General features: G+C 69.0%; 25 protein-coding genes and 1 tRNA gene. 15 read left to right on the top strand and 11 right to left on the bottom strand.

All coding sequences use genetic code 11. From position 1 onward, the window contains the following. The first annotated feature begins 571 nt into the window (after window positions 1-571). A complete protein-coding gene (locus ACIGXW_RS07150; RefSeq protein WP_399570744.1) occupies window positions 572-3,064 on the top strand; it encodes a Helicase associated domain protein in 2,493 nt (830 codons plus the stop codon). A 40-nt stretch (window positions 3,065-3,104) separates the two neighbouring features. Here ACIGXW_RS07150 and ACIGXW_RS07145 read toward each other — a convergent pair whose 3' ends face one another. The 6 genes from ACIGXW_RS07145 to ACIGXW_RS07120 form a co-directional block, all read right to left on the bottom strand. Further along, a complete protein-coding gene (locus ACIGXW_RS07145) occupies window positions 3,105-3,743 on the bottom strand; it encodes a TIGR00645 family protein (RefSeq protein ID WP_399570741.1) in 639 nt (212 codons plus the stop codon). A gap of 664 nt (window positions 3,744-4,407) precedes the next feature. Then, window positions 4,408-5,169: a MerR family transcriptional regulator gene (locus tag ACIGXW_RS07140; protein ID WP_399570738.1), complete on the bottom strand. Its 762-nt coding sequence runs from the start codon at window positions 5,167-5,169 to the stop codon at window positions 4,408-4,410. A gap of 511 nt (window positions 5,170-5,680) precedes the next feature. Further along, a tRNA-Met gene (locus ACIGXW_RS07135) sits at window positions 5,681-5,754 on the bottom strand. 67 nt (window positions 5,755-5,821) lie between these two features. Further along, on the bottom strand, window positions 5,822-6,397 hold the full coding sequence (locus ACIGXW_RS07130; protein WP_399570736.1) for a transcriptional regulator: 576 nt from the start codon (window positions 6,395-6,397) through the stop codon (window positions 5,822-5,824). Next, complete coding sequence (locus ACIGXW_RS07125) at window positions 6,397-7,917, bottom strand: helix-turn-helix domain-containing protein (RefSeq protein WP_399570734.1); 1,521 nt, start codon at window positions 7,915-7,917, stop codon at window positions 6,397-6,399. Before ACIGXW_RS07125 ends, ACIGXW_RS07130 begins: the two co-directional genes overlap by 1 nt. Then, window positions 7,914-8,198, bottom strand: a complete 285-nt coding sequence (locus ACIGXW_RS07120) for a helix-turn-helix domain-containing protein (protein ID WP_399570731.1) — start codon at window positions 8,196-8,198, stop codon at window positions 7,914-7,916. The genes ACIGXW_RS07125 and ACIGXW_RS07120 overlap by 4 nt, the downstream gene beginning before the upstream one ends. Before the next feature lie 324 nt (window positions 8,199-8,522). On the opposite strand from ACIGXW_RS07120, the gene ACIGXW_RS07115 reads away from it, so the two are divergent. The 5 genes from ACIGXW_RS07115 (at window position 8,523) to ACIGXW_RS07095 (ending at window position 12,448) form a co-directional block, all read left to right on the top strand. After that, window positions 8,523-8,654: a lasso RiPP family leader peptide-containing protein gene (locus ACIGXW_RS07115; protein WP_177337799.1), complete on the top strand. Its 132-nt coding sequence runs from the start codon at window positions 8,523-8,525 to the stop codon at window positions 8,652-8,654. 101 nt (window positions 8,655-8,755) lie between these two features. After that, the gene (locus ACIGXW_RS07110) at window positions 8,756-10,591 is read left to right on the top strand and encodes an asparagine synthase-related protein (RefSeq protein WP_399570729.1); all 1,836 of its coding nucleotides are present in this window, start codon (window positions 8,756-8,758) and stop codon (window positions 10,589-10,591) included. Beyond that, window positions 10,585-10,839: a lasso peptide biosynthesis PqqD family chaperone gene (locus ACIGXW_RS07105; protein WP_399570727.1), complete on the top strand. Its 255-nt coding sequence runs from the start codon at window positions 10,585-10,587 to the stop codon at window positions 10,837-10,839. Before ACIGXW_RS07110 ends, ACIGXW_RS07105 begins: the two co-directional genes overlap by 7 nt. Beyond that, entirely contained in the window at window positions 10,836-11,282 is a 447-nt protein-coding gene (locus tag ACIGXW_RS07100; protein ID WP_399570725.1) for a lasso peptide biosynthesis B2 protein, read from the top strand. Before ACIGXW_RS07105 ends, ACIGXW_RS07100 begins: the two co-directional genes overlap by 4 nt. Window positions 11,283-11,407: 125 nt before the next feature. Then, window positions 11,408-12,448 carry a vWA domain-containing protein gene (locus ACIGXW_RS07095; RefSeq protein ID WP_399570722.1) on the top strand — a complete coding sequence of 347 codons (1,041 nt, stop codon included), beginning with the start codon at window positions 11,408-11,410 and terminating at the stop codon, window positions 12,446-12,448. An 80-nt stretch (window positions 12,449-12,528) separates the two neighbouring features. Here ACIGXW_RS07095 and ACIGXW_RS07090 read toward each other — a convergent pair whose 3' ends face one another. Then, on the bottom strand, window positions 12,529-12,948 hold the full coding sequence (locus tag ACIGXW_RS07090) for a ricin-type beta-trefoil lectin domain protein (RefSeq protein ID WP_177337792.1): 420 nt from the start codon (window positions 12,946-12,948) through the stop codon (window positions 12,529-12,531). Between the two features lie 321 nt (window positions 12,949-13,269). On the opposite strand from ACIGXW_RS07090, the gene ACIGXW_RS07085 reads away from it, so the two are divergent. The 3 genes from ACIGXW_RS07085 to ACIGXW_RS07075 all read left to right on the top strand — a co-directional run bounded on the left by ACIGXW_RS07085 (window position 13,270) and on the right by ACIGXW_RS07075 (window position 15,838). Beyond that, window positions 13,270-14,340, top strand: coding sequence for a helix-turn-helix domain-containing protein (locus ACIGXW_RS07085; RefSeq protein WP_399570720.1), 1,071 nt, complete (start codon window positions 13,270-13,272; stop codon window positions 14,338-14,340). A gap of 269 nt (window positions 14,341-14,609) precedes the next feature. Then, window positions 14,610-15,095, top strand: coding sequence for a hypothetical protein (locus ACIGXW_RS07080; RefSeq protein ID WP_399570718.1), 486 nt, complete (start codon window positions 14,610-14,612; stop codon window positions 15,093-15,095). A 206-nt stretch (window positions 15,096-15,301) separates the two neighbouring features. Continuing rightward, window positions 15,302-15,838 (top strand): hypothetical protein, encoded by a 537-nt coding sequence (locus ACIGXW_RS07075; RefSeq protein WP_399570717.1) that lies wholly within the window; start codon window positions 15,302-15,304, stop codon window positions 15,836-15,838. A 170-nt stretch (window positions 15,839-16,008) separates the two neighbouring features. Here ACIGXW_RS07075 and ACIGXW_RS07070 read toward each other — a convergent pair whose 3' ends face one another. Beyond that, entirely contained in the window at window positions 16,009-16,383 is a 375-nt protein-coding gene (locus ACIGXW_RS07070; RefSeq protein ID WP_399570715.1) for a peptidoglycan-binding protein, read from the bottom strand. 167 nt (window positions 16,384-16,550) lie between these two features. On the opposite strand from ACIGXW_RS07070, the gene ACIGXW_RS07065 reads away from it, so the two are divergent. From ACIGXW_RS07065 to ACIGXW_RS07050, 4 genes are all read left to right on the top strand, one after another. Further along, entirely contained in the window at window positions 16,551-17,390 is an 840-nt protein-coding gene (locus ACIGXW_RS07065) for a transcriptional regulator (RefSeq protein WP_399570712.1), read from the top strand. Between the two features lie 17 nt (window positions 17,391-17,407). Beyond that, entirely contained in the window at window positions 17,408-18,319 is a 912-nt protein-coding gene (locus ACIGXW_RS07060) for a hypothetical protein (protein ID WP_399570710.1), read from the top strand. Window positions 18,320-18,380: 61 nt separating this feature from the next. After that, window positions 18,381-18,971 carry a GNAT family N-acetyltransferase gene (locus tag ACIGXW_RS07055; protein ID WP_399570708.1) on the top strand — a complete coding sequence of 197 codons (591 nt, stop codon included), beginning with the start codon at window positions 18,381-18,383 and terminating at the stop codon, window positions 18,969-18,971. 56 nt (window positions 18,972-19,027) lie between these two features. Beyond that, complete coding sequence (locus ACIGXW_RS07050) at window positions 19,028-19,627, top strand: ATP-binding protein (protein WP_399570706.1); 600 nt, start codon at window positions 19,028-19,030, stop codon at window positions 19,625-19,627. Window positions 19,628-19,638: 11 nt separating this feature from the next. Here ACIGXW_RS07050 and ACIGXW_RS07045 read toward each other — a convergent pair whose 3' ends face one another. Beyond that, the gene (locus ACIGXW_RS07045) at window positions 19,639-21,180 is read right to left on the bottom strand and encodes an alkaline phosphatase D family protein (protein WP_399570704.1); all 1,542 of its coding nucleotides are present in this window, start codon (window positions 21,178-21,180) and stop codon (window positions 19,639-19,641) included. A 44-nt stretch (window positions 21,181-21,224) separates the two neighbouring features. Beyond that, window positions 21,225-21,557, bottom strand: coding sequence for a hypothetical protein (locus ACIGXW_RS07040; RefSeq protein ID WP_399570702.1), 333 nt, complete (start codon window positions 21,555-21,557; stop codon window positions 21,225-21,227). 144 nt (window positions 21,558-21,701) lie between these two features. On the opposite strand from ACIGXW_RS07040, the gene ACIGXW_RS07035 reads away from it, so the two are divergent. Further along, window positions 21,702-22,745 carry a CorA family divalent cation transporter gene (locus ACIGXW_RS07035; protein ID WP_399570700.1) on the top strand — a complete coding sequence of 348 codons (1,044 nt, stop codon included), beginning with the start codon at window positions 21,702-21,704 and terminating at the stop codon, window positions 22,743-22,745. Window positions 22,746-22,788: 43 nt separating this feature from the next. Then, window positions 22,789-23,538 (top strand): nucleotidyltransferase domain-containing protein, encoded by a 750-nt coding sequence (locus ACIGXW_RS07030; protein WP_399570697.1) that lies wholly within the window; start codon window positions 22,789-22,791, stop codon window positions 23,536-23,538. Between the two features lie 33 nt (window positions 23,539-23,571). On the opposite strand, the gene ACIGXW_RS07025 is transcribed toward ACIGXW_RS07030, so the two are convergent. Then, the gene (locus ACIGXW_RS07025; protein WP_399570695.1) at window positions 23,572-23,997 is read right to left on the bottom strand and encodes a MarR family winged helix-turn-helix transcriptional regulator; all 426 of its coding nucleotides are present in this window, start codon (window positions 23,995-23,997) and stop codon (window positions 23,572-23,574) included. Between the last annotated feature and the right edge of the window lie 35 nt (window positions 23,998-24,032).

The following is a 24,032-nucleotide window of genomic DNA, read 5'->3' as shown; positions in this document are numbered from 1 at the left end:
GCGCGCGGTCTGCTCCGCAGACACGACGCGCCGTCGCTACGCGACGGAAGACGACCCGCACTCCGTGCGGGTACCGGGACTCCGTCCCGGGAATCCGGTCCACTCCGTGGCCCGGGAGGCCAACTCCGTTGGCCTCGGGCTCGGATCGCTCCGCGATCCGGCCTGAGCGGAACACGCTCCGCGCGTTCCTTCGGCTGGCTAGGGAGGAAGGGGTGGCGGGTGTCTCGGGTGACGGGGGTTCAGTGGGCTGGCGTCGGCCTGCCGTTGGAGCGGAGTGCGGGCGGGGAGTGCCAGAAACGTTCGCTACGAGGGTTCCGGGATAGCAGAAACGAACAGATCGGAACACTCGCAAGAGGCAGTGTGCGTCATCCTGCTAGGCCCGCTACCTTATGGAGAGACAAGCCATCACCGCTACGGGATCCGGAGGGCCCGAACGAGAATACCGGACACTTCCCGGAAAACCGTTCGCAAAGAGGATAGAAAGCCCATTTACTGGTCCTTGAGTTTCCGGCATAACCGGATTCTAGCGAACCCGATAAAGCGTCAGATGCGAGCGAGGAAGGGAAATTGCATGCCGGGAAAATATCTGTTTCCGCATCAGGTGGAGGCGGTCGACGCCGTCCTCCGGGCTCTGCAGACCCCCCTCAACGGACACATGCCGGCTGAGGGGTTGCGGACCCAGGTCATCGCCGCGACCGGCTCGGGCAAGACGCTGATCGCCGTTGAGGTCGCCCAAAAGGTGGCCGCGCGGCGGGTGTTGGTCTTGGTGCCGACTCTGGATCTGCTGACGCAGACTGCGGCCGCATGGCGGGAGGATGGCCGTACGGGGGCAATGATCGGGCTCTGCTCGCTACGGGCCGAGGTCTCCGACGGCGTGCCCTGTACGACGGATCCGGCCGAGCTCGTGGAATGGGTGCGGGGGCTGGAGCGGGTGACGGTGTTCGCTACCTACGCCTCCATCGGCCTCGGCATCCTCCAGCGCGCACACGCCCAAGGCTTGGGCGTGTGGGACCTGATGGTCGTGGACGAGGCGCACCGGACCAGCGGGGACGCGGGAAAGCCGTGGGCAGCTGTACACGATCAGGCCAAGATCCCGGCGGCACGTCGGCTCTACATGACCGCCACGGCCCGCGTCTGGGAAGCGGCCGGGAGCGGCCGTGACGAGGAGCCGCGCCTGATCGCGAGCATGGACCCGGACTCGCCGGTCTTCGGGCCCGTGGCCTTCAAGCTGACCCTGTCCGAGGCCGTCAGCCGCGGACTGGTCGCCCCGTACCAAGTCGTGTGCGTCGACATCAGCGACCCCGAGCTCCACGACGCGCACCAGGTCGCCGGCACCGGCTCGGACGCGGTGCGCGGAGCGCGGCTCGCGGCGCTGCAGACCGGGGTCCTGACCGCGGCGGCGCAGGAGCAGCTACGGAAGGTGCTGACCTTCCACAGCAAGGTCAGCGAGGCCGAGGCCATGGCCGAGGGCGTCGTCGGCGTCGCGGGACGGCTCTGGCAGGACGATCCGCGCCGGTTCCCGGCGCCGGAGCGGGTGTGGGCCGACTGGCTGTGCGGGGAGCACGCCCCCGGCCACCGGCGGGCCGTGCTGGGCGAGTTCGCGTCCGATGTCCTCGAGGACGAGGGCGGGCTGCGGCCGGCCGCGCTGCGGGTGCTGAGTTCCGTGAAGGTGCTGGGCGAAGGGGTCGATACAGCGAATTGTGATTCCGTCGCTTTTTGTGATGCACGGGGATCGATGATCGACATCGTACAAATGGTCGGCCGCGCCCTTCGCATGAAGCCCGGGGAAGGGAAAATCGCGTCACTGATCGTTCCGGTATTCCTCGCACCAGGTGAAACCCCGGACGAAATGCTGACCTCTCCCGCCTACGGAACCCTGGCGAAGATCCTCGAAGCACTCCGCGCCCACGACACCGACACCATCGAAGCGCTCGCCGACCCCCGGCGGCGCAGCGGTAGTTACCAGCCCGAGGAGGAAGCCGGAGTCGGCGAAGGCGGCCAGGAGCAGCTGGAGGGTGAGCGGGGGCCGAGTGGGCCCGCGCGGGAGCTGCTGAAGTTCAGTACGCCGCGGGATCCGGCGCTGCTGGCCCGGTTCGTGAAGCTGCGGGTGATCGAGCCGGAGAACAGCTTCTGGCGGCGCGGGATCGAGGCCGTCGTGCGGTACGTGAAGGAGACCGGTGCTGTGCAGTTGCGGGTGCCGTACGACTTCGTCACCCCGGGCGACTGGTCGCCCGCCGGGTTCCCGGTGGGAACGTGGCTGGCCGACCAGCGGCGCTTGAACAAAGCCGGGCGCCTGGCCCCGGGCCGGGTCGCCGAGCTGGATTCGCTCGGGATGGTCTGGTCCCACCAGGACGTCGCGTTCGAGGAAGGGCTCGCCGCTGCCCGGGCCTGGGCTGAGGTGCACGGGCATTTCCTGCCGCCGGCCACTGCTGTCTGGGACGGCTACCCGGTCGGGACCTGGGCGAAGAACCAGCGGACCGCCGCCCGGCTCGCGGATACCATCGCCGAACGCTGCGCGGCCGGCCTCCCCGTCGGATCCAGCGCCAAGGCGCTCACCGAGGCGCGGCGGGATGCGCTGGAGGAGATCGACCCGGGCTGGTGTCCGGTGTGGGATGCCGGATGGCAGCGCTGCTTCCGGCTTGCCCAGGCCCATGTCGAGGGGGGTGGGGTGGTGCCGACGGTGCCGGGCGGGGTGATCGTGCAGGGTGAAGACCTCGGGCGCTGGGTAGTTGCTTGCCGCCTCGGCTGGGACAGCCTCATGCCCGTCCAGCAGTGGATGCTTGAGAACGTCCTCGGCCTCACCCCGGCCGAGGAGGACGAACGGCCGGTGAAACGCACGCAGGAAGACAAGTGGGCACTCAACCTCCGTGCGGCACGCCAGTTCCACGCCCGCGAAGGACATCTCAACGTCCCCAGGGTGCACGTAGAGATGGTGGGGGACCAGCCGGTGAAGCTCGGCACCTTCATCGACAACGCCCGCCGCAGGGCAGACAAGCTCACCTCACAACGCCGCGCCGACCTCGATGTCCTCGGCATTCGCTGGTCCAGCAGCAGGAAGCCCTAGGGCCTGTTCGACGGGTCGGTGCCGTTTGCGGTTGCTGGCGCTATTCGGGGCGATCGCCGGCAGCTGTGTGTGCGGAGCTGCTGGGAGGTTCGTGGGGTACTTGCGGGGGGATGGGGTGGGCTTGCTGTTCCAGCAGGGTTGCTTTGGCTTCCATGGGGCCTGCCATGTAGGCGAGGAGGCAGGCGGAAGCGATGAAGGCCATGTGAATGATGGTGCCCCAGCGCAGCTCCTGGCGTGGGGTGTGGTGGATGTTGACGAACATCTGGAGGAGGTGGATGGAGGAGATGCCGACGATCGCCATGGCGAGTTTGACCTTGAGCACGTTGGAGTTGACGTGCGAAAGCCATTCCGGCTGGTCCTTGTGTCCCTGGAGTCCGATGCGGGAGACGAACGTCTCGTAGCCACCGACGATCACCATGATCAGCAGGTTGGCGATCATGACGACGTCGACCAGCTTCAGGACGGCCAGCATCACCATGTTTTCGTCCAGGGCCCCGGTGACGACCCCGTGGACCAGGGTGCGCAGCTCGCCGAAGAACTCCCAGACGTACACGGCCTGGGCGGCCACGAGTCCGAAGTACAGGGGGGCCTGGAGCCAGCGGGTGGCGAACAAGGCGTAGCCCAGTGACGGTACGGAGCCGTTAGCTGGAGGAAGGACAGCCTTGTACCTGTGTGGCATGCGCAACCACTCCCCGCCCTGTCGCCGTCCGCATGTGTCAGCTCACCACTGCCCAGCGGTGGGCGGTGCAAGTGGCCGATGGAGACTTTCGCCCGTGTAGGGGAAGGGCCGAAGAGCCCGGTCGCGCCATCATGATGGTGCCGACGCGGGCGGCGAGTCCGCGGAGTTCGGTGGTGGTGCGTCCGGAGACCAGGAGGCCCGAGACGAGGGATTTGACCGCGGGGCGGGTGTGGGTCTCTTCGGGTGCGTGGTGTTCGGCGGCCAGGAGCGCGCGGATGCAGTCGTCGCGGCGGCCCCATCGTCCGTACGCGGCGGCGATGTCGGTGTAGTACCGGGCCCGGCGCTCGGTACTGGGCAGGCTCTGCGGGGCGACGGCCCGGGCAGCGGCGAGTGCGGTGGAGGGGTCGCCGGCGGCCTTCCGCTGGGCAGGACGGGGGCGCCTGCGGCTGCGGCGGCCGTCGCCGCCAGGTTCGCCAGCAACTGTCGTCGCCGCACCGGATCCTCGCCTCCTCTCAGCGAGCCGTCCCCGCCACCCTGGAGGCGGAAAGGCGGGGTTATGAGGCGGGGTTCCTCGACAGCAGCGGGCCCTGTGTCGGTGGAACTGGCAAGTGGCCCCGGTCTGGCAGGGGCCGCCACTCCCCCGTGGCGGCGGCCCCGTCCCGGCTCAGTGCAGCCGGGTTGCGGCGTAGGCCTCGATGGCGGCCTGCTGGTATTCGGCCAGGCCTGGTGCGATCGACTCGTATGCCGCGCGCCAGTGCTCGTTCTCCACGCAGGTATGCCCGATCGCGCGGTACTCCTCGGCGGTGGCTGCCCGGATCCGGGCCAGTGTCCGGTACTGGGTGTCGATCTTGGCCTGTGCCTCATCGGCGTCAGCGGGCGTGCCGGTGGCCAGCAGCTCGGCCAGCTGGATCATTTGTGCTGTGCGCTCGCGCTCGTTGGCCTCGATCTCGGCCTTGCTCCATGCCGAGGTGCGTCGTTCGACGGCCCTGACCAGGTCCGGGAAGTCGTGCAGGACCTTCATGCACGGGGCGGGCCCGATACTCTCGAACAGGTTTTCCGGTCGGGTGATGCTGATCATGTCTGTGCCGTCCTTCCTGGACTGCTCCAGTTCGGCGATCGTGCGGGCGACGGTGCCGGCCAGGGCGTCCAGCCGGTCACGCTCGGCGAGCAGCCGGTTGTGGTGGCCCCGCAGGGCCTCCAGCTCGTCGATCTGTGCGGCCAGGATCCGGCCGATTTCAGGCAGTCCCAGGCCCAGCGCCCGCAGCACGAGGACCTGCTGCAGCCGTAGCAGTTGGCGCTCCTCGTAGTAGCGGTGGCCGCCTGTGCCGATCCAGGCCGGCGGTAGAAGGCCGATCTCGTCGTAGTGCCGCAGTGTCCGCGCCGTCACACCCGACATCCGGGCGACCTCCGCGATCGGCCAGGCCATCGCCTTCCCCCACGGATTGCTTCACCGGGCCGGAATCTCCGGCCCTGCTCACGACGGTAGGGGTTTCCGCTGCGGCAGCCTCAAGCCCGGCTGTCAGCTTCTTTCGCGCCGGTCGGCGGCCGCACGGACGGTGATCACGATCGGCCTGCTGACAGAACCCGGCGCTGTCGAAACTCGTGAGCGTTCTCGTCCGGTCCCGACGGCATGGTGCCTACCGGGCCAGTGTCGACGTGCTGACTTTTCGCGTGAACAGGGCCACGCGGGCCCAGCCCGGTACCAGGCTGCTCGACGCCGCGCCGACGCCCCTGCTCCCCTCCTCCATCAACCACCAGCGAAACAAACGTCAAGATCACCTAATTGCCTTCGAAACTCAGACGCCGGGGCGCAGTAATGCCTTCGAATCAGCCAGGCCTGTCTGGGCCCCGGCCTCTTGGCGCAGACTGCCCAGGCCAAGCGCCGGGCCACATGCGGGAGGGCCCGGATCCCATCGGATCCGGGCCCTCTTCAGCAGTAGCGGGGACAGGATTTGAACCTGCGACCTCTGGGTTATGAGCCCAGCGAGCTACCGAGCTGCTCCACCCCGCGTCGGTGATCCCCACAGTACGCCATCACAGCCGGCACCGCGGACCACTTTTGTGCCGGGGCTGGTCTTCTATGCGGCGAAGCCGACGTTGGTGACGTACTCGTACTGGCCCCACTGCGAGCCCAGGTCCGGGAGCACATCGATGGTCCACGCATCGTCCAGACCCTGGTAGTCGCCTACCGCCCACGCGCCGACGATCTTGTCCCAGCGGCGCACATTCATCGCCCGGTACTCCACCACCCGCTGCAGCGGCCGCGGCACCTGGGACTGGTTGAGCGGGTGGATCTCTACCCGGGTCCCGCGTCCGTCGCGGTTCAGGCGCTTGAGGAGGTGGCGGGCGACGTTCTGGCGGCGCACCGCTCGGTACGCGGCGTCGATCCTGGCCAGGTTGGCCTTCGACGGCGACCGTCTGCCTTCCAGCCACGCTTTGAGCGTGCGGTCGGTGACCGTCAGGCCGGCGTCCTTGGCCGACTGGCGGCTCTTGGCCGACTTCGTCAGGTAGTGCAGGCGCGCTGTCCAGCCGCGCCTGGCGGTCACCGGAGTCGCGATGCCGCCGGCGAGTTCGTCGAGCTTGCGGGCGACGGCGTCGCTGCCTTTGATGCCCCGGGCGCCGAACTTTCCGAAGTCGATGTTCTTCTCCGGCACTATTGCTCTGCCTCCCTTTCCGTTCCGGCGGTGTAGGTGTCCTTGACCTTGACTTCGGTAACGCCCCGGCCCTCGGGGAAGACACTGCGCCAGTCGCCGATGACGTGGAGTTCGTCGGTGCCCATCGCGCGGACGACTGTGAGGCCCTCGTCATGGGCCTTGAGCGCTTTGAGCCACAGGTTGGCGAACGCCTGGGAGCGGATGATGTGCATCCAGTCCGGGCGGTAGAGCTCCCGGTTGTAGTTCGACTCACCCATCGTCGAGACGAACTTGGAGTACATCGCCTTCACGTACTCCAGGGTGACCTCGTCGCCCTGTTCGATCGCGGTGTCGCGGGCGTCCTTGAGCGCGATACGGAACTTCTCCAGAAGGTTCTCCGTGGCGCCGGAGGTGTACGACTCGTGGATCTGCGGGGGCGCGCACAGCCCGTACTTCGGACCGGACAGGCGCAGCAGGAGGCGCAGGGTGGGTTCGGTGACCCAGAGGGGGCCTGGTTCGTCGCGTTGGCCGATGGGGTTGGGGAGTACGGCGTCGTGTTCCCAGGGGGGTGGGGTGATGAGGTGTACGCCGGCGCGGCGGCGGTCGTGGGTGAGGCCGGTGGTGTGCTCGAGCCGGCCGAGGGGGAGGTGGGTTTTGAGGGCGGAGAGGTAGGCGCCGTTGATGTCGAGGGCGGTTACCTGGTGGTGGCCGGGGGGGAGTTGGGGCCGGGTCCATTTGGGGCGGGCTTCCCAGATCTGGTCGGCTCCGCGGGAGGTTGGTTTCTTGAGGATGTCGGGGATCCATGGGTGGGCGATCACGTCGTAGCGGGCGCCCTTGCGGGTCTCGTCCAGCAGTCGCATCGCGTCCGGGATCGCCCGTTTGAGCAGCGTTGCCGTCGCTGTTTGCATGTCGCCCTGGTGCTGGGCGAGTGCGGCCTGTACCGCCTGGCCGATCAGGTCTGGGGGGCCGGAGGGTTCCTGGAATGCGCGGCGGGTCGTTCGCGTTGTGTGCGCCGTCGCCGTTGCTGTCGGCTTGCCGGTGTGAGCGGTGTCGGGTTGTGCGGGTGGGGTGGCGGCGGTGGTCTGGCAGTCGGCCGGGTGAAGGTGCTGGGTGAAGCCCGCTACCTGGGTCGCGGCCGGGTGCCCGCAGAGCACGCATGGCTGGGGGGTGGCGAGGATCTCCACCTCGTCACCATCGGCGTCTTGTGCGGGGGCCGGGGAGGTGGGAGGGGCGTCGGCCGTGGCAGGGGGCTGGGCCGCGGCCGGTTCGGCAGTGGGCGGTGCCGCTGGGGTGGTGTGGGGGGCGAGCTTGGCGGCCAGGCCGTCCAGCAGGTACGCGTACTTGGTCCGGGTCTCGCCGGCCGGGTCGCGGCCGCTCTCCCATGCGGTGACCGTGCTGGGGCTGACCCCGAGCGCGCGTGCCACCTGCGCCTTGGACAGCCGGGCTTGTTCCCGCAGTTCCTGGCGGATTCCGGGTGCGGGCAGTGCGGCTTGCGGGCCGACGCCCTCGAGCAGCGAGTCGATCGCGTCGAAGTCGCTCACCGGCCGGCTCCTTCTTCCTCGCCTGCGCCGCGGCGCCGGGCGGCGGGCAGTGCCTCGCACGCCCGGGTCGGGCCTGCCAGGAGATCCAGCGCGGTGATCCCGTAGTGCTGGGCCAGGACGTCGGCGTCACGCAGGCTCCATGAGGTGGCCCCGGACTGGCGGCGGGAGACTTGTGTCTGCGTCAGCCCGAGTGCCGCAGCGATCGCCCGCTGCGACTCCCCCGTCGCCTGCATCAGCGCGGCCACCGTCAGCCGCAACGACTCCTCCAGACCCAGTCCCATGCCTTCATCATACGCCAAAGTGATGCGGTATTCGCATCGGGCAATCTTTTAGGGCATCGGGAGAACGTGTGCCGGCTCGCTCTGGCACACGGGGCACGGCAACGTGCCGGCCATGTCAACTCCCCAGGTTTCGGGATGTCCGGGTGATGCGTGGTGAGGCCACAGTCGGATGCGTGACCGGAGCGAGGGCGATGTGGCCGGCATGTACGGCGTGACGAACGGTATCTCCCGGGCTGCTTCGCGCTCGTAGTGATTTCCGTGAACGCATCACCACACAGACGTCCGCGCTCACCAGGGGTGCGGGTCAGAGAAAGGACACGCGACATGACGAAGGACCAGTACCAGGTTCCGGCTCTCGTCGAGGTCGGCGAATTCGGTGAACTGACCACCGGGTTTTTCGGGATATTCCCTGATGGTGGTGCCCAGTTCTTCAAGCGCAACGACTTCTCCAGCTAGATGATTTCGGTGGTGCCCCGGGCCCTGCCGGTCCGGGACACCACCGATTCCGTGACCTCCTGATGGCCCGCTGAAGGGGACCGAGTGAAACAGGGGTGGATATGAATCGGGGACAGGGCTGGTTCGTCGTGCTTCCCGACAGTGCCCAGGCCGCCTCGGCAGCCGGGATTCTCGGTGCACAGGCAGGCCTTGAGGTCGAGTCGCACCGCTCCGGCCGCCCATGGCTGGTCGGGCAGTGGAGCCAGGACGAAGTGACGGTGACCGCGGCGGGATCCGGCCGTGTGGCCCTGATCGGCGACCACCCGCCACTGGCCCGTCACCGGGCCGAGTCCATACGCCGGATCGGTTCGGCGGACGAGCTGGAGCGCATCGCGGCCGGTATACCGGGCTGTTTTCACCTGGTGTCCTCACTCGGTGGCCGGGTACGCGTGCGGGGCACCGCATCGGGCATGCGGCGGATCTACTACGCGCGAGCCGGCGGTGTGAGCGTGGGATGCGACCGGGCCGACGTCCTGGCCGAGGCCGTGGGCGGGACGCTCGACGAGGACGCGCTGCTCCTGCGGCTGCTGGAACCCTCGGTGCCCCACCCGTTCGGCGGGCGTCCGCTGTGGCGGGAGGTGTCCGCTGTCCCCGAAGGCCACTACCTGGAGCTGGGCCCGGAAGGCAGCCGGCGGGTCGCACGGTGGTGGTACCCGCCGGAACCGTGCGTCTCCCTCGAGGAGGGGGCGCCGAAATTCGCCGAGGCTCTCGCCGAGGCGGTCGCGGTGCGCACGGCCGCCGGCGAAGTGGTCAGCGCCGACCTCTCCGGGGGCCTGGACTCCACACCGCTGTGTTTTCTCGCCGCACGCGGTCCCGCGAAGCTCGTCATGTTCACCCAGGCGGGGATCGACGCGGGCCACGAGGACGCGCTCTGGGCACGCCGGGCGGCGGCGCACCTGCCGGACGCCGAGCATCTGGAGATGGAGCCGGGCAGGCTGCCTCCCTTCTACACCGGGCTGCTGACGGCCGGGCAGGGATTCGACGAGCCCGCCCTCGGCGGGCGGATCCGGGGCACGCACACCGCGCTCGCCCGCATGATGGCTGCGAAGGGCTCCCGGCTGCACCTGACCGGCGAAGGCGGCGACCAGGTCGTCCAGGCACTGGACTCCTACGTCCATGACACCCTCCGCACGCTTCCCAGAGCCGGCCTGCGGCATCTGCGCGCGCTCTCCGCCGAATGCCGCTGGTCACCCGGCGCCGCGATCACAGCGGCCGCCGACCGGCGGTCGTACCGGCGGTGGCTCACCGATGCCGCGGCCGGCATGGGCCCGATGCGCCTGAGCGACCGGACACCGGCGCTCATGGGGTGGGACATGCCCCCGTCGCTGCCTCCGTGGATCACCGCGCAAGCCCGTGAACGCCTGCGGCATCTGATCCGCCACGAGAGCGGTGCAGTGATCCCGCTCGCCCCCACCCGGGGCCGCCACATGGCGCTGGCGCAGATCATCTCGTCGACGCGGATGTGCCGTCAGATCACCCGCTTCACCGCCCACGCGGGCCTGCCCTTCCACTATCCGTTCCTCGACGACAAGGTCATCGAAGCCTGCCTGGCCGTACGGCTGCACGAGCGGACCACACCGTTCGTCTTCAAACCCCTCACCGTCACCGCGATGCGCGGCATCGTCCCCGACGAGCTGCTTGCCCGGCGCAGCAAGAGCGAGTTCTCCAGGGAGATCCACAGCGGCCTCGTCTCCCGGCGCCCGGAGCTCGCCGAGCTCCTCGCCGACTCCCACATGGGCCGCCTCGGACTGGTCGACCCCGGCGTTCTGCGCCGGGCGGCGCTCGTGCTGTATCCGCCCCAGCTGTCCGTCTCCTATCTGGAGATGACGCTCGCGGTGGAGACGTGGCTGCGCGCCCACTCCACCTCTGCAGTGAAGGGCGGACAGTTTCGATGCTGAGTCTCAGGCAGGACATCTCGATGGTTGCTGTCGAAGACGGCATGGTGCTGCTCGACGAACGGAGCGGCCGCTACTACCAGGTCAACGGCAGCGGTGCCGTCGTGCTCGGCGTGCTGCTCGAGGGGGGCGGCGAGGACGAAGCCGCCGATGCCCTCACCGAGGGCTACGACGTCTGCAGGGAGCGGGCGCTCGCCGACGCCGCGGAGATCATCCGCCGGTTGCGTACCACCGGGCTGGTGACGCCATGAGCGCACAGGCCTGCGCCGGCGGGCCGCTGCGCATCCCGGTGCACCGCCGTTTGCTGCCGGCAGTCGCGGTCGCCGCCGGCCATCTGATCGGGCGGCTGCCACCGCGCAGGATTCGCAGCCTGCTCGGCGTCCTCGCACGTGGCGCCAGGCCGGCCGGATACGCACAAGCCAGCAGCGCGCGCCGGACGGTGATGGCGGTCAGTGTGCGCTGCGCGGGAGAAGGCTGCCTGCCGCGTTCCATCGCTACCGCCCTGCTCTGCCGGGTCCGTGGTTCGTGGCCCACCTGGCACGCGGGAGTACGGACGATTCCCTTCCGGGCCCACGCATGGGTCGAGGCAGAAGGCCGGCCCGTGGACGAGCCCCTCTCCACCACTCAGATGCGGCCGGTCCTCACCGTCCCGCCAGGACGCGGGCCCGTACACGAGCGCACCGGCCTGCGGTGAGGGCCGGCGGACCGCACCCGGCCTGTCCCGTCCTCCCCGCGGTCTGCGTCCCGCCCTGCGTCCAAGGCCGATTGTCAGTGGTGGGTGAGAAGCTCGGGGCATCGAGTCGGAAACAGGGGGCTGCCATGTCCGGTAAGCAGAACTACATCAATCACGTTGCTCTCGTGCTGGACGCCAGTTCGTCCATGTCGCACCTGAGCCGTAAGGTCGTCGAGGTCGCCGACCAGCAGATCGCCTATCTGGCGCGCCGGTCGCAGGAACTGGATCAGGAAACCCGCGTCACGGTGTATGTCTTCGCGGACAAGGTGGAGTGCGTCATTTACGACAAGGACGTGCTGCGGATGCCGTCCTTGAAGCAGCTGTACCGGGTCGGTGGAATGACGGCTCTGCTGGCGGCCGCGCTGAAGTCGCAGCGGGAGCTGGCGCAGACGGCTCAGCTGTACGGTGACCACAGCTTCCTGACGTTCGTTCTGACCGACGGACAGGAGAACGCCAGTCACCGCTGTCTCGATGCCCCCCACAGGGATCAGCGTGAACTGGTGCGGGCCGTGGCCGAGATGATCGAGACGCAGGACGACAACTGGACGCTGGCTGTTCTTGTGCCGGACCAGATGGGCAAGCGCGAGGCCATGCAGTGCGGTTTCCCGAAGGACAACATCGCCATCTGGGACGCCACGAGCACACAGGGTCTGGAAGACGCCGGGCAGGTCATCCAGGACGCCACCGAAAAGTTTATGGTGGGCCGCTCCCAGGGCATCCGGGGATCGCGGGCGGTGTTCTCCACGGGGGCAGAGGCGGTCAACAAGGACACCATCAAGGCAGCCGGTCTCGCCCCAGTGGATCCGTCGGCGTACCAGCTGATTCCGGTGGCCCGCGATGCGGCTATCCGGGAGTGGGTCGTCGAATGCGGGCACACGTACCGTACTGGTTGTGCGTTCTATCAGTTGAGCAAGTCGGAGAAAGTCCAGGCGCGGAAGCAGATTGCGGTGCTGGAGAAGAAGACGGACCGGGTGTATACGGGTCCGGAGGCCCGGGCTCTGCTCGGCCTGCCGGATGTGGAGGTTCGCGTCAAGCCGGACCACAACGACGACTTTACGATCTTCGTGCAGAGCACCAGTGTGAACCGGAAGCTGATGCCGAACACGCGGCTTCTGCTGATGAGCTGACGCCCTTGGGAGTCCCGCCGGTCCGGCTGGTGGGGCTCCCTTGGCGTGGGGCGGTCAAAGCTCCCGGCTGTTGCCGGAGGTCACTGCTCGAGGTGCCAGTTCTGCTCCGCGGGGTCTCCGCCGGCGCACGTCCAAAGGGTCATCCAGGTGCCGTTGCCGAAGTTTCCGCCGTAGTTGGTCAGGCACTTGTTGGAGTGCGAGGTCTTGATGTTTCTGTGCTCGGCCACCGCGGACTGGTCGAAGTCCTGGCTTTCGGCACCGGTGCAGGGCCACAGCGTCAGGACCGCGCCGTTGGAGTAGATCCGGTCGCCTTCCGGGGTCAGGCACTTTCCGCTGACCTCGTGCACGATCCTGTCGCCGCGCCAGACCCAGTTCTGGAGGTCACTGCCGTTGCAGTCCCACAGGGTCAGGCGCGTTCCGTTGGCCGTGCTGTTTCCCGTAGGGGTCGCGCACTTCCATGCCCCGGACGGCGTGACGTTGAACAACGGGGCGCCGGGCATGGTGCTGGCCTGAGCCGACGAGATGCCTGGCAGAGAGAAACCGAGCAGCATTGCGGCCGTAGCAGCAGCGCGAATGGCGCGAGTGCGCATGAGTACACGTCCCCCTGGAGATGATCACTTGGTCTGACGCTGACGCTAGGCCCCCGGCAGCGCGGGGGGATGTGCGGGGCGTGCAGGATTTCTCAACACTTCATGCATCGCGGTGTGCAGGCCCTCGAGGCCGGGGGCGGAGCCGGGCGTGCTCCTGCCCGGGGGAACTCCGTCAGCCGTGGCTGATAATCGATGCCACGGAGTATGTGTGTATGGGGGGAATTTCAGGGGATGTTGGATGTATCGGCTGCCGCCGTGTCCTGTAGAGACAGGTTCGAGTGGTTCTGTGACACGGTGTCCAGTGACCTGATGCCGGTCAGTCTCAGGACCCGGCACACGGACGGCTTCCAGACGAAGATCACTGACCTGGACCTCGGCGCGGTGCGGTTGTCGCGCTTCACTTTCCCGCCGGTGCTCTCTCGCCGCACCTCGGCTCACCTTCGCAGGGGCGATCCCGGGCAGTACCAGCTGGCGTTGGTCACACGAGGTTCTTTCAGGATCTCCCAAGGGGGCCGCGAGAGCGGAATCGCGAGGGACCTGGTGCTGACGGACACCTCATGTCCGGTGGAGAACGAAGGCGTCGGCATCGACGGGCAGGTCGAGGCGGTCGTGCTGCAGATTCCCCGTTCGGCCCTGGCGCTGCGGCCCGAGAGGGTCGACAGTCTCCTTGCGCGGCGCATTCCAGCCGACAGCGGAACACCGGCGGTCCTCGGCGACTTTCTGAGCACGCTGATCGCCCAGGCCCCGAGCTGCCGGCGCTCAGAACTGGCCGGACTGGGGTCCATCGCTCTGGACCTGGCGACCGCTTGCCTCGCGCAACAGCTCGGCAGCCCTCACCGGGCGCCGGCCGAGGCGCGGGCCCAGGAGATGACGCGCCGCGTCATGCGTTTCATCGACAACAACCTCGGCGACCCGGACCTGACGCCCCAGACAGTCGCCGACCGGCACAACATCTCCCTGCGCTGCCTCTACGGCCTCTTCCGTGACCAGCCCGTGAGCGTGGCGGCCCGTATCCGCCAAGGGCGGCTGGAACGCGCTCGTGCCGACCTTGCGCGTCCGGAGTCAAGCCGCCAGCCCGTGCAGACGATCGCGTTCCGCTGGGGCTTCTCCAGTGCCACGGCGTTCAGCCGGGCCTTTCGCGACGCGTACGGCATCACCCCCACCGAACACCGCGCGGCCGCTGTGCATCAAGATCGCGTGCCGTATGGGGTAGGCGTCGAGGCGCCGAGGTGTCGACATGTATCAGAACCTGGGGAAGCTACCGCCCCCACAGCATGTGGCTTGGGGCCCGGGGCGCCGTAGCGGGCGTACGTGACGGAGCTGCCGAGGGTGGCTGTGAGGGGATGACCGAGCTGATCCTGTCCGCCCAGGTGGTGGGCGGTCATGACACGGACGTACTTGCCGCCATCGGCCGTTCCGGTGGTCCCGGCGGTGGTCTGTCCGCGTGCCGTTCCGTTCGAAGCCGCCTGCCTGGTCTTATCGCCTCGGATGACGTGCCATACGAGGCGATAAGACCGGACGTGGTGAAGCGTCATGGCCGGCGCCCGCGACGGAGGGAAGTTGGCGGCCCCATGAGCACGGACGCGCATAGGCACTGGCTGGACCTCCAGGTCCACTGCCCCGGCGACGTCCCGCCGGCCACGCCGCTGATGTGGCTGGCCGAGAAGCACCAGGAGCACGCCGACCGGCTGACCGACCGGCTGCTTCCCGCCGACTCCGCGCACGGGGGCGAGCGGGCCACCGCCGCCGACGCCCTCGCCGTGCTCGCGCTGCGCGAAGCCGTCCGCCGCGAGATGGAGTACGGCCGCGGCGCCCACATCCGCGACGCCCTGCAGCTGGGCGCCAGCTGGGGTCAGGTCGCCGCCGCCGTCGACCTGACCTGCGACGAGGCCCGTGCGCTGCTGCGCGCCTGGGCGGACGGCCAGCGCCACCTGTACGCCGCGTCCGAGGAACGCGGCGAGCAGCCACTGGGCCTCAGTGCCGGGCAGCACGCCGCCGTTGTGGCCCTGACCGGGCTCGGCGACGACGAGCACATTGCGGTGGAGGGCGGGCGATGACGGACACCACGTAGTCCGGGCTCCAGGAGCTGCCGCACCGCGCCTGCGCCGAGGCGGTCGCTGACGCGGGTCGGACGAGGGGCTTGTCGAGCAAGTCCGCTGCCGGGCGGCCGGGGTGGGTGGCGCAGGGCCGCCGTGCGGGGTTCCGCCGGGGGCGGTGTCGGCATGCCCGGAAGGCCGGTTGGCCTGTGGTGAATGATGAGGTCGTGATCTCCAAGGAACGCGCCGTCGAGCTCGTCGAGTCCTTGCTGGCCAGAGAGCTGCCGACCTGGCCATGGCGGGGGCCTGCCCCCACGCCGGACGTCTACCACGTGCAGGAACGCGCGGTCGGCTGGCTCGTCTTCTGGCGCTCGGCGGAGCAGGCCCGCGCCCGTGACGTGCGCGGCAGCTTTGTCGGCGGCCACTACCTGGTGGACCGGCACGACGGGAGCATCCACTACGTGCCCGCCGTCTGGTGGGAGGACGAGGACTGGGAGGAGCAGTACCTCCTGCAGACCAAGGGCATCAGGCCGCCTGATCCGCTGGCCTGTGCTGTTCGCGCGCTCGTGCGCTCCGCCGGGGTCGTAGCCGCGATGAGCCACCTGCGCAGGCAGGCCCCGCGACTGAGCCTGCGGGAAGCCAAGGCCTACGTCACGGCCGTTCGGGAGGGCGCCGAACCACCGGAAGAGCTGGCGGTCCTTACCCGGAAGGAGCCGAAGTGGCCGCTTGTGCCCATCGAGACGATGGCTGGTCCGGTTCAGTAGGGGTCCGGCTGAGGGGTCGAGGCCGGGACCGCGTCGCTGGTCTACTCGCGGCGGCGCCGTCGACGGGGCGGTACGGTCCGGTCCGGTCCCCGGGGATGCGGTGGGGACACCCCCGGAGACCCTGGCCCCCGGCCTGCGGTCAGCGTTAGGTCCTCCTGCCCTTTTCGGGATCAGCAGGGGCTGGTGCGCAGGGCGTGCCAGGTGTCGGGGCCGACCTCGCCGTCGACGTCGATGCCGGCGCAGCGCTGCAGCCACTTCACGCCTGTGAGGGTGGCCGGTCCGAAGTCGGAATCCTGGTTCAGGCTCTCGGGATAGGCGCTGTAGTTGTTGAGGAGGCACTGGACTTCCCAGACCCGGATGTTGCGCTGTCCGTATGTGGTGATCGCTGTGCCGTTGTAGCGGCCGCAAGCGAGGGGGCTCATCGTCGTCGGGGCAGTGGACTGCTCCGTCTGTGCCGCGGCCGGTGACGAGGCGGCGGTGAGGGCGAGCAGTGTCGCTGCGGAGACGGCGAAGGCGGCTATCGGGCGGGCGTGGGTGGACTTCATGCTTCCTCCGGTCATTCGGACGGAACGTCGTCATCAGCAGGAAGCCGCTGTGGTTCCGGCGGCTTGATGTGCCGGAAAGAGTCTGGCTCCTGTGCTGGAGGAGGCGTTAAACCCTTCCACCGAGGTGCAATAGCCCAGCTGCGAGGCCCGAAGACAGTGGAGGCCGGATGCTCAGGATTCATTTCACGGGAGAGGATCTGGCGCGGACCACCATTGCTCCGGGAGCCGATCCTCTGTGGGAGGTGCTCATCAGCCTGCACCGGCTGCGCGGGCGCGATGCCGCTGTGCTTTTCGGTGATTGGAAACGTCAGGTGCTTCCCTGCGTGCCACCGTCGACCGCGCTGTTGACCGCGCTGGCGCCGGCCAAGGGCTACTCCGTCGACTTCCTCACACCGACCACGCCAGTCCGGACCCTTTCCGCCCAGCTCGAGGCGTTGCGCAGGACGCCGCAGTCGACGCTGCGCGGGGATCTGAGGCTGCTGGCGCAGTTGCACCCGCGCCGTCGTCTGCCGGCGTGGGTCGGCTCGCTGGCCGACGGCGGGACTGATGCGGTCGCCGCCGTCGCGTCGGCGGCGGCCGGGTACTTCCATTCCTGCCTGGGGCCGTACTGGTCCCGCATCCAGGCGCAGATAGACCGCCTCCGCATCAGCGGCCACCGGCTTGTCGCGGATCGGGGCTGGGGGGCGGTGTTCGAGACTCTTCACCCCTCGGCACGCTGGAGCTTTCCGGTCCTGCAGCTGGACTACCCCACCAGTGGGGACATCGATCTGCGCGGCCGGGGACTCGTACTGCAGCCTTCTTTCTTCTGTCTGCACGCTCCCACCGCCTTCAGGGACCCAAGTCTGGCCCCGGTGCTGGTCTATCCGATCGAGCACAGTGTGGGATGGGCGGCCACGCCTTCTGGGGCCGGCCGTGGCGGCGGGCTGGGTTCCTTGCTCGGTCCACCGGATCACGCCTTTGGGAACCTCGCTGCTGGAGCGGGCACAGCCGAGCCCCTCGGTCCGTGAATCGTAGGATCGCCGGCGTGAGAGAGATCGACTACGGACGTTTCCACCAGTGGCTGCACGAGGCGCGCAGTGCGAGCATGGGCCGCGCTGTGGAGGGTGATGCGCGCTGGGAGCTGTTGCGCCGGTTCCAGCGGGAGTGGGGGTACGAGAGCGCGGGCGCACAGCGGTGGGAGCGGGAGGAAGCCGATGCCCACAAGGAGTATGTGTCCGGGCTGAAGGCCGAGCTGTGCGATGCCGTCGTGGACGACGGGTGCGGCGACGTCGACCGTTCGCCGGCGATACCCGCCGCGCTGGAGCAGTGGTGGGACCTGCCGTTCAACTCCTTCGCCGAGCGGGCGGAGCTGTACGAGACGAATCCGGTCTGGCCGCCCACCGTTCGTCCGGACCCCACCGGCTACGGCGTCTGCGACGGTCTGTCGCGGGAGAACGTCTTCGTCGGCCCGGAGGAGGACTTGCGGGTGTGCGTGTTCATGGCCGAGAACCAGTACTGCAACGAGTGGGGTTATCCCGCAGCCCGTAGTCACCTCGCCGACCCGCCGGTGCTGGTCTCCGCCCGGGACGACGACGAGAGGCCGGCGTGGCTGTTGCAGAGCCACTCGGTCTCGGAGTTCTTCCTGCACCTGGCCGTCACACGGCTGCCCGCCCACTACGGATGGACCGTCGAGGAGGGGGACCTCGGCCCGCAGGACGTGGCCCGGTTGCGGGAGCGGTTGCGTCCGATGGGGCTGCTGCCGTGGCGTGAGCTGGGGGCCCGTACCGAGTTCTTCGGTGGGCCGGACGTCATCGTGGCCCACAACACCGGTTACGGCGACTTCGGGCTCGTCGCCTACGGGCGCACCGAGCAGGCGCTGCGACGGCTGGCCGGGACGCTCGGTGTGGACTGGTCCGAGTGGATCTGTGAGCCGGAAAGCCATCGCGAGGACCGCTGAGGCCTGGGTCATCGGCAGAACGACCGATGTGCTGGAAGATCTTGGAACCTACGTTGGCCGCATGCAGTCACCGAACACACCCACGCCGGTCGAGACCGGCGACGCCCCTGCGATCACCCGCATCCTGGCCCGTGCCTTCGGGAACGACCCGATGATGCTGTGGCTCTTCCCTGACGCGGAAGGGCGCCAGGAGCGCCTCGCCCAGTGGTTCGACGTCATGCTCACGCACAAGTACGGCCCGCTGGGTCACTGTGAACGCACCGACGCGGCAGCGGCCTTCTGGACGCCGCCGGGCACGGCCGAGCAGCACCCGGACCAGGACACGCTGGCCCGTATCAACGGGCTGTTGGGCGAGCGTGTGGCCCGGCTGGGAGAGATGCTGGAACTGGTCGGCGAGGCGGCGCCCCGGGAGCCGCACTGGTATCTGGCGGTGCTCGGCGCCGATCCGGCGGCCCAGGGCAGCGGCCACGGTGCTGCCCTGCTGCTTTCGGGCCTGGCCAAGGCGGACGCGGCCGGACTGCCAACGCACCTGGAATCGTCGAAGGACGCCAACATCGGCTTCTACGAGCGGTTCGGGTTCACCGTGCGGGACGAGATCCGCGTACCCGGGGGCGGCCCGACGCTGTGGTCGATGTGGCGGGAGGCGCGCTGAGACGGCTGTCGTCAGGGCGTGATACTTGCCTGGTGGACGTATCGAGGGCTTCCTGGGTGAACACGACGCACGACTGGTTGGGCGTCGTTGACGTGGATCATCTGGCGCGTATCCGGCAGGGTCCCTCGGACTTCGCTCCGGGTGGGCCCTGGCACCTCGTCCTTGAGGTACTTGCCTACGCTGCCGATGAAGCGGCAAGCAAGGGAAGGGGGCGCTGCGTCGTCGTCCTGCATCCCGACGGTTCGCTGTCCGTCCGGGATGACGAGCGGGGCACGGACACCCGCGTGGACGAGCACGGGCGGAGTGTGAAGAAGCCGGTCATGGCTACGAAGGATCTCCGGTTCTTCGACTTCCCGCAGGCCGAGGTGCTGCCTGACGGCCATCCCCGGCGCGGCATGTCCGTGGTGGCGGCGCTCAGCCAGTGGCTCGTCCATACCAACCGGCGCCTCGACGGGGCCTGGACCCAGCGCTACGAGCACGGCGTCCCTGTCACCGCTCTTGAGCCCGTCGAGGTCGACGGCACGAGGGGGACGCTGGTCCACTTCCAGCCGGACGGGCTGTTGGGTGCGGTGACCGTGCCGGCCGACGGCCTTGCGCGCCTGGTCACGGCCTGGCCGCATCTGGAGATTCAGGTCGATGACCGGCGCGCTGACTGACGTGGCCGGGGTCAGGCGGGTCTGAATCCGGGGTGTCCTGCTTCCGTGACGAGACTGGCGCCGGTGGTCAGGGGTGCGCCGGGGCGGGTGACGTGTGGAAGGGTGCGGTAGTCGGCGCGTGCGTGGGTGGGGGTGAGTGTGATGACGACGTACCCGCGCTGTTTGGCGTAGTAGGACATGTGGGGGTTGGCGGCGAGGATCTCGGTCCGGTCCTCGGGCCTGTTCATGCCGTCGCCTCCGCTGGAGATCGAGGTGCCCAGGATTTCGACGCCCAGTGTGGCGGAGCGGGGGTCGTCGAAGTTCTTCTTGATGTCCATGGCGAGGTGGATGTGGGAGTCGCCGGACAGCACGATCAGATTGTTGATGCCGGCTGCCTGGACTGCGTCGAGGACGCGGTTGCGGGAGGCGGGGTAGCCGTCCCAGGCGTCCATGGACAAAGGCGAGGGTTTGGTGGTGGTGAGCCGGCGCCGGCAGAAGGCCACCTGCTGCGGGATGACATTCCATGTGGCCGGCGATGCGCCGAATCCGTCGAGCAGCCAGCGTTCCTGTGCGTGGCCGGTGATGGTGCGCGAGGCGTTCTCCGAGTCGGGGCCCGGGTGCTGCCAGCCGTCGCCGTAGGCCTGGTCCGATCGGTACTGGCGGGTGTCGAGCACGTCGAACTGTGCCAGCCGGCCGAAGCGCAGGCGCCGGTACAGGAGCATGTGCGCTCCCTGGGGGTACTGGGCGGGCCGTAGCGGCATGTTCTCCCAGTAGGCGCGGTAGGCGGCGGCCCTGCGTTGCAGGAATGGGCCCGTGGGCTCGCCGGCCGGGGGGATGTCGGCCGCGTAGTTGTTGACCACTTCGTGGTCGTCCCAGGTGACGCACCACGGGTGTGCCGCGTGGGCCGACTGGAGGTCGGCGTCGCTCTTGGCGAGGGCGTAGCGCAGGCGGTAGTCGGCCAGGGTCGTCGGTTTGTGGCCGAAGACGCCGGGCAGCTGGTGGCCGGCGGGGAGCCGGCGTGCTCCGGCTTGCGGGTCGATGGCGTTTTCGTAGATGTAGTCGCCGACGAAGAACACGGCGTGGAGGTCTTCGCGAGCCAGGTGTGCGTGGGCGGTGTAGTAGCCGCCGTCGTACTGCTGGCATGAGGCCAGGCCCAGTCGCATCTGGCTGACCGGGGCCTGTGGGGCGGGGGCGGTGCGGGTGCGGCCGGTGGGGCTGGACCATGTCCCGGTGCGGAATCTGTACCAGTAGGTTCTGTCGGGTTCCAGGCCCTGTACGTCCACGTGCACGCTGTAGCCGAGGTCGGCGGTGGCGGGGGTCAGGCCGCTGCGTTCGATGTGGTGGAACTGCTCGTCGCGGGCGATGTCCCACTGGACGTCGACGGATCCGGCGGGCGGTAGCCCGCCGCCCGCCTCGTACGGCCGGGGAGCCAGTCTCGTCCACAGGACGACGGAGCCGGGCAACGGGTCGCCGGAGGCGACGCCCAGGGTGAAGGGGAACTCGTTGATGCGTCTGACACGATGCCGCTGGGCGTGAGCGCGCGGCGCTGGGGCGAATGCTCCTGCCGATGCCATGGCCGTAAGGGTGAGGAACCGGCGTCGCGCATGGTGGCAAGCGCTCATGTGGCCCGGCGTCGGTGTTCGCACGTCAGGGCCGCGCAGGCGAGGGCTGCCGCGGCTCCTGCGGCCAGGAAGCCGCGGTGGGACCGCCAGGACAGTACGGACCATCGCGACTGGGCGGAGAGCAGTGAGCCGGTGCTCAGCCAGGAGCCGGCCGAGAGGGCCGAGAGCGCGGAGCCGATCGAAGCGATCGACAGGGCGCTGCCGACCGAGCCGATGGACAGGACGGATCCGACCGATCCGATGGAGAGCACTGATCCCACCGAGCCGATGGAGAGCACGGAGTCCCTGGAGCAGAGGGACAGTGGTGAGTGCGCAGCGTGCTTGGGCATGTGGCGATCCTATGGCGGGGGGTCGGGCGGCGGCTTGTGATGGCCTGTTCGGAGGAGGTTCGCCTGTGGTGGGACGTGTACGGGGGCGTGGCGTGGTGGTGGGCGGCAGGGTGGGGGCGTCGGCCGGGTGTGAGGAGGTGTGTCGTGATTGTCGACTGCGCTCACTATCGGGACGGGCGTCGGCAGCACGAGGGGGCGATGCCGTTGGAGCAGGCGGCCGCGCGCTGCAGGCAGGGCGGGTTTGTGTGGCTGGGGATGTTCGAGCCGGGTGCGGAGGAACTGGCGCGGGTGCGTGAGTGCTTCGGGCTGCATGAGCTCGCGGTGGAGGATGCCACGGCGTTTCATTTGCGGCCGAAGGCCGAGCAGTACGAGGACGGTACCGAGCTGATCATCTTGCGTACCGCGCGTTATGACGACGAGCGCGAGGAGGTCGACACCGGCGAGATCAGTGTGTTCCTCGCCGAGCATTTCGTGATCACGGTCCGGCACGGTATCGCCAGTGAGCTGCACGGGGCTCGCAGCAGGCTTGAGCGGCGCCCTGAGCTGTTGCAGGCCGGCAGTGTGTCCACGTTGTGGGCGATTCTCGATCAGGTGGTCGACAGTTACGCGCCGGTCGTCGCGGAGCTCGAACGTGATATCGAGCAGATCGAGGCCACGGTGTTCTCCGGGGCGGTTGCCCCGACCGAACGGATCTACTCCCTGCGCCGCGAGGTCACCGACTTCTACCGCGCCGTGCACCCGTTGCTCGCCGTGCTCGGCCGGCGGCTGCAGCCGGGCAGGGCTCCGGCCGGGCTGCTGCCGTATTTCCGTGACGTGCACGACCATCTGCTGCTGGTCAACGAGGAGGTCGCCGCCCAGCGGGATCTGTTGACCACCGTTCTCGAGGCGAACATCGCGGTGATCTCCGTCGAACAGAACAAGATCAGTCTGCGGCAGAGCGCCTCGATGGAGCGGCTGACGATCCTGGCGTCGGTGTTTCTCCCGCTGTCCTTCGTCGTCGGCTTCTTCGGGCAGAACTTCGACTGGCTGGTCACGCACATCAGCAGCTTCACCGCGTTCCTCGTCCTCAGCCTCGGCGGGCTGCTGCTGCCCTGCCTGCTGCTGTACCTCTGGCTGCGCCGGCGGCGTCACCACACCTCACCTCCGGTGCCGGAAGCCGGCAACACCCTCCTGCCTCGCCGCCGGTAGGGTCTTGTGTCCTGAAGTGATGACACGTCCGATCGGATCCCCCATGACCGACGCCATCTTTGTGGACTTTGTCGCCGAGCGGCTCGCCGCCCTGCCAGCCGTATGTGCCGTCACCCTCGGTGGCTCGCGCGCTCAGGGCACCCATAGTGCCGACAGCGACTGGGACTTGGCCGTGTACTACCGGGGCGGTTTCGACCCGGATCGTCTGCGCGGCATCGGCTGGGAGGGCGAGGTCTTCGACGTCGGCGCCTGGGGCGGTGGGGTCTTCAACGGCGGGGCGTGGCTGACGATCGAGGGCCGGCAGGTCGACGTGCATTACCGCGACCTCGACGTCGTCGAGCACCAACTGGCCGAGGCCCGGCAGGGACGCTTCCACTGGGAGCCGCTGATGTTCCACCTCGCGGGCATCCCCAGCTACCTGGTGGTCGCCGAACTCGCCGTCAACCAGGTGCTGCGCGGCTGTCTGCCGCGTCCCGGGTATCCGCGGGCGCTGCGTGAGGCGGCCCCGGCGGTGTGGCGGGACCGGGCGGCCGCGACGCTGCGGTACGCGCAGGGGGCGTATGTCCGGCGTGGGCAGGTGGTCGAGGTCGCGGGGGCGTTGGCCACCGCCGCCATGCAGACGGCGCACGCGGTGCTGGCGGGGCGTGGTGAGTGGGTGACCAATGAGAAGCGGCTTGTGGAGCGGGCGGGTCTGCGCGGCATCGACGCGATCGTCGGCGCTCTGCGGCCGGAGCCCGGGGCCCTGGCGCGGGCCGTCGCCGGGGCCGGGGAGTTGTTCGAGGCCGCTGTGTGAGGTGGTGGGTCCGGTCCCCGGCACCTGGGGTTTTCATGGCCGGCTGTGGCCGGTGGGTGCCCCTTCGAGGTTGTGGGTCATGCGCTGCAGGACGTGGACGGCGGTGCGGTACTCCTGCGGCGGGATGCCGGTGGTGGCCAGTGCGCGGAACGCTTCGACGCGTTCGGCGACGCTGCCCAGGCGTTGGTGGCCTTCGGGGGTGAGGGCGAGGTGGTGGGGGCAGGGGCGGGTGGCCCAGCCGTCGGTGAGGACGGTGTCGATGGCGGTGGTCAGTGCGGGGGTGCCGGCGTTGGCGCGGAGCGTGGTGTGGACGTCGGTGTCGGTGGTCGGGCCGGTGTCGTGGAGGACGTTGAGGACCTGCCAGGCGGTCCGGGTGAGGCCGAACTGCGCCAGCATGTCGTTCATGTGGCGGGTGAGGGCCTGGTCGGTGCGGTTGAGCCAGTAGCCGATGGGCTTCATGACGGTGTTTTCTCCCGTGGTGGGGCCGCTGGGGG

The organism is Streptomyces sp. NPDC053079 (assembly GCF_044546695.1).
Classification (GTDB): Bacteria; Actinomycetota; Actinomycetes; order Streptomycetales; family Streptomycetaceae; genus Streptomyces.
Note: the sequence above shows the minus strand (reverse complement) of the source record. Positions and strands in the feature narration are given on the sequence as shown.

Excerpts from the sequence above, each read along its gene's own strand:
- ACIGXW_RS07150 (WP_399570744.1), top strand. The coding sequence starts at position 572 with ATGCCGGGAAAATATCTGTTTCCGCATCAGGTGGAGGCGGTCGACGCC.
- ACIGXW_RS07055 (WP_399570708.1), top strand. The coding sequence starts at position 18,381 with ATGCAGTCACCGAACACACCCACGCCGGTCGAGACCGGCGACGCCCCT.
- ACIGXW_RS07070 (WP_399570715.1), bottom strand. The coding sequence starts at position 16,383 with ATGAAGTCCACCCACGCCCGCCCGATAGCCGCCTTCGCCGTCTCCGCA.
- ACIGXW_RS07025 (WP_399570695.1), bottom strand. The coding sequence starts at position 23,997 with ATGAAGCCCATCGGCTACTGGCTCAACCGCACCGACCAGGCCCTCACC.
- ACIGXW_RS07045 (WP_399570704.1), bottom strand. The coding sequence starts at position 21,180 with ATGGCATCGGCAGGAGCATTCGCCCCAGCGCCGCGCGCTCACGCCCAG.
- ACIGXW_RS07120 (WP_399570731.1), bottom strand. The coding sequence starts at position 8,198 with ATGGGACTGGGTCTGGAGGAGTCGTTGCGGCTGACGGTGGCCGCGCTG.
- ACIGXW_RS07065 (WP_399570712.1), top strand. The coding sequence starts at position 16,551 with ATGCTCAGGATTCATTTCACGGGAGAGGATCTGGCGCGGACCACCATT.
- ACIGXW_RS07040 (WP_399570702.1), bottom strand. The coding sequence starts at position 21,557 with ATGCCCAAGCACGCTGCGCACTCACCACTGTCCCTCTGCTCCAGGGAC.
- ACIGXW_RS07110 (WP_399570729.1), top strand. The coding sequence starts at position 8,756 with ATGAATCGGGGACAGGGCTGGTTCGTCGTGCTTCCCGACAGTGCCCAG.
- ACIGXW_RS07115 (WP_177337799.1), top strand. The coding sequence starts at position 8,523 with ATGACGAAGGACCAGTACCAGGTTCCGGCTCTCGTCGAGGTCGGCGAA.
- ACIGXW_RS07105 (WP_399570727.1), top strand. The coding sequence starts at position 10,585 with ATGCTGAGTCTCAGGCAGGACATCTCGATGGTTGCTGTCGAAGACGGC.
- ACIGXW_RS07080 (WP_399570718.1), top strand. The coding sequence starts at position 14,610 with ATGAGCACGGACGCGCATAGGCACTGGCTGGACCTCCAGGTCCACTGC.
- ACIGXW_RS07100 (WP_399570725.1), top strand. The coding sequence starts at position 10,836 with ATGAGCGCACAGGCCTGCGCCGGCGGGCCGCTGCGCATCCCGGTGCAC.
- ACIGXW_RS07085 (WP_399570720.1), top strand. The coding sequence starts at position 13,270 with ATGTTGGATGTATCGGCTGCCGCCGTGTCCTGTAGAGACAGGTTCGAG.
- ACIGXW_RS07145 (WP_399570741.1), bottom strand. The coding sequence starts at position 3,743 with ATGCCACACAGGTACAAGGCTGTCCTTCCTCCAGCTAACGGCTCCGTA.
- ACIGXW_RS07140 (WP_399570738.1), bottom strand. The coding sequence starts at position 5,169 with ATGGCCTGGCCGATCGCGGAGGTCGCCCGGATGTCGGGTGTGACGGCG.
- ACIGXW_RS07095 (WP_399570722.1), top strand. The coding sequence starts at position 11,408 with ATGTCCGGTAAGCAGAACTACATCAATCACGTTGCTCTCGTGCTGGAC.
- ACIGXW_RS07090 (WP_177337792.1), bottom strand. The coding sequence starts at position 12,948 with ATGCCCGGCGCCCCGTTGTTCAACGTCACGCCGTCCGGGGCATGGAAG.
- ACIGXW_RS07030 (WP_399570697.1), top strand. The coding sequence starts at position 22,789 with ATGACCGACGCCATCTTTGTGGACTTTGTCGCCGAGCGGCTCGCCGCC.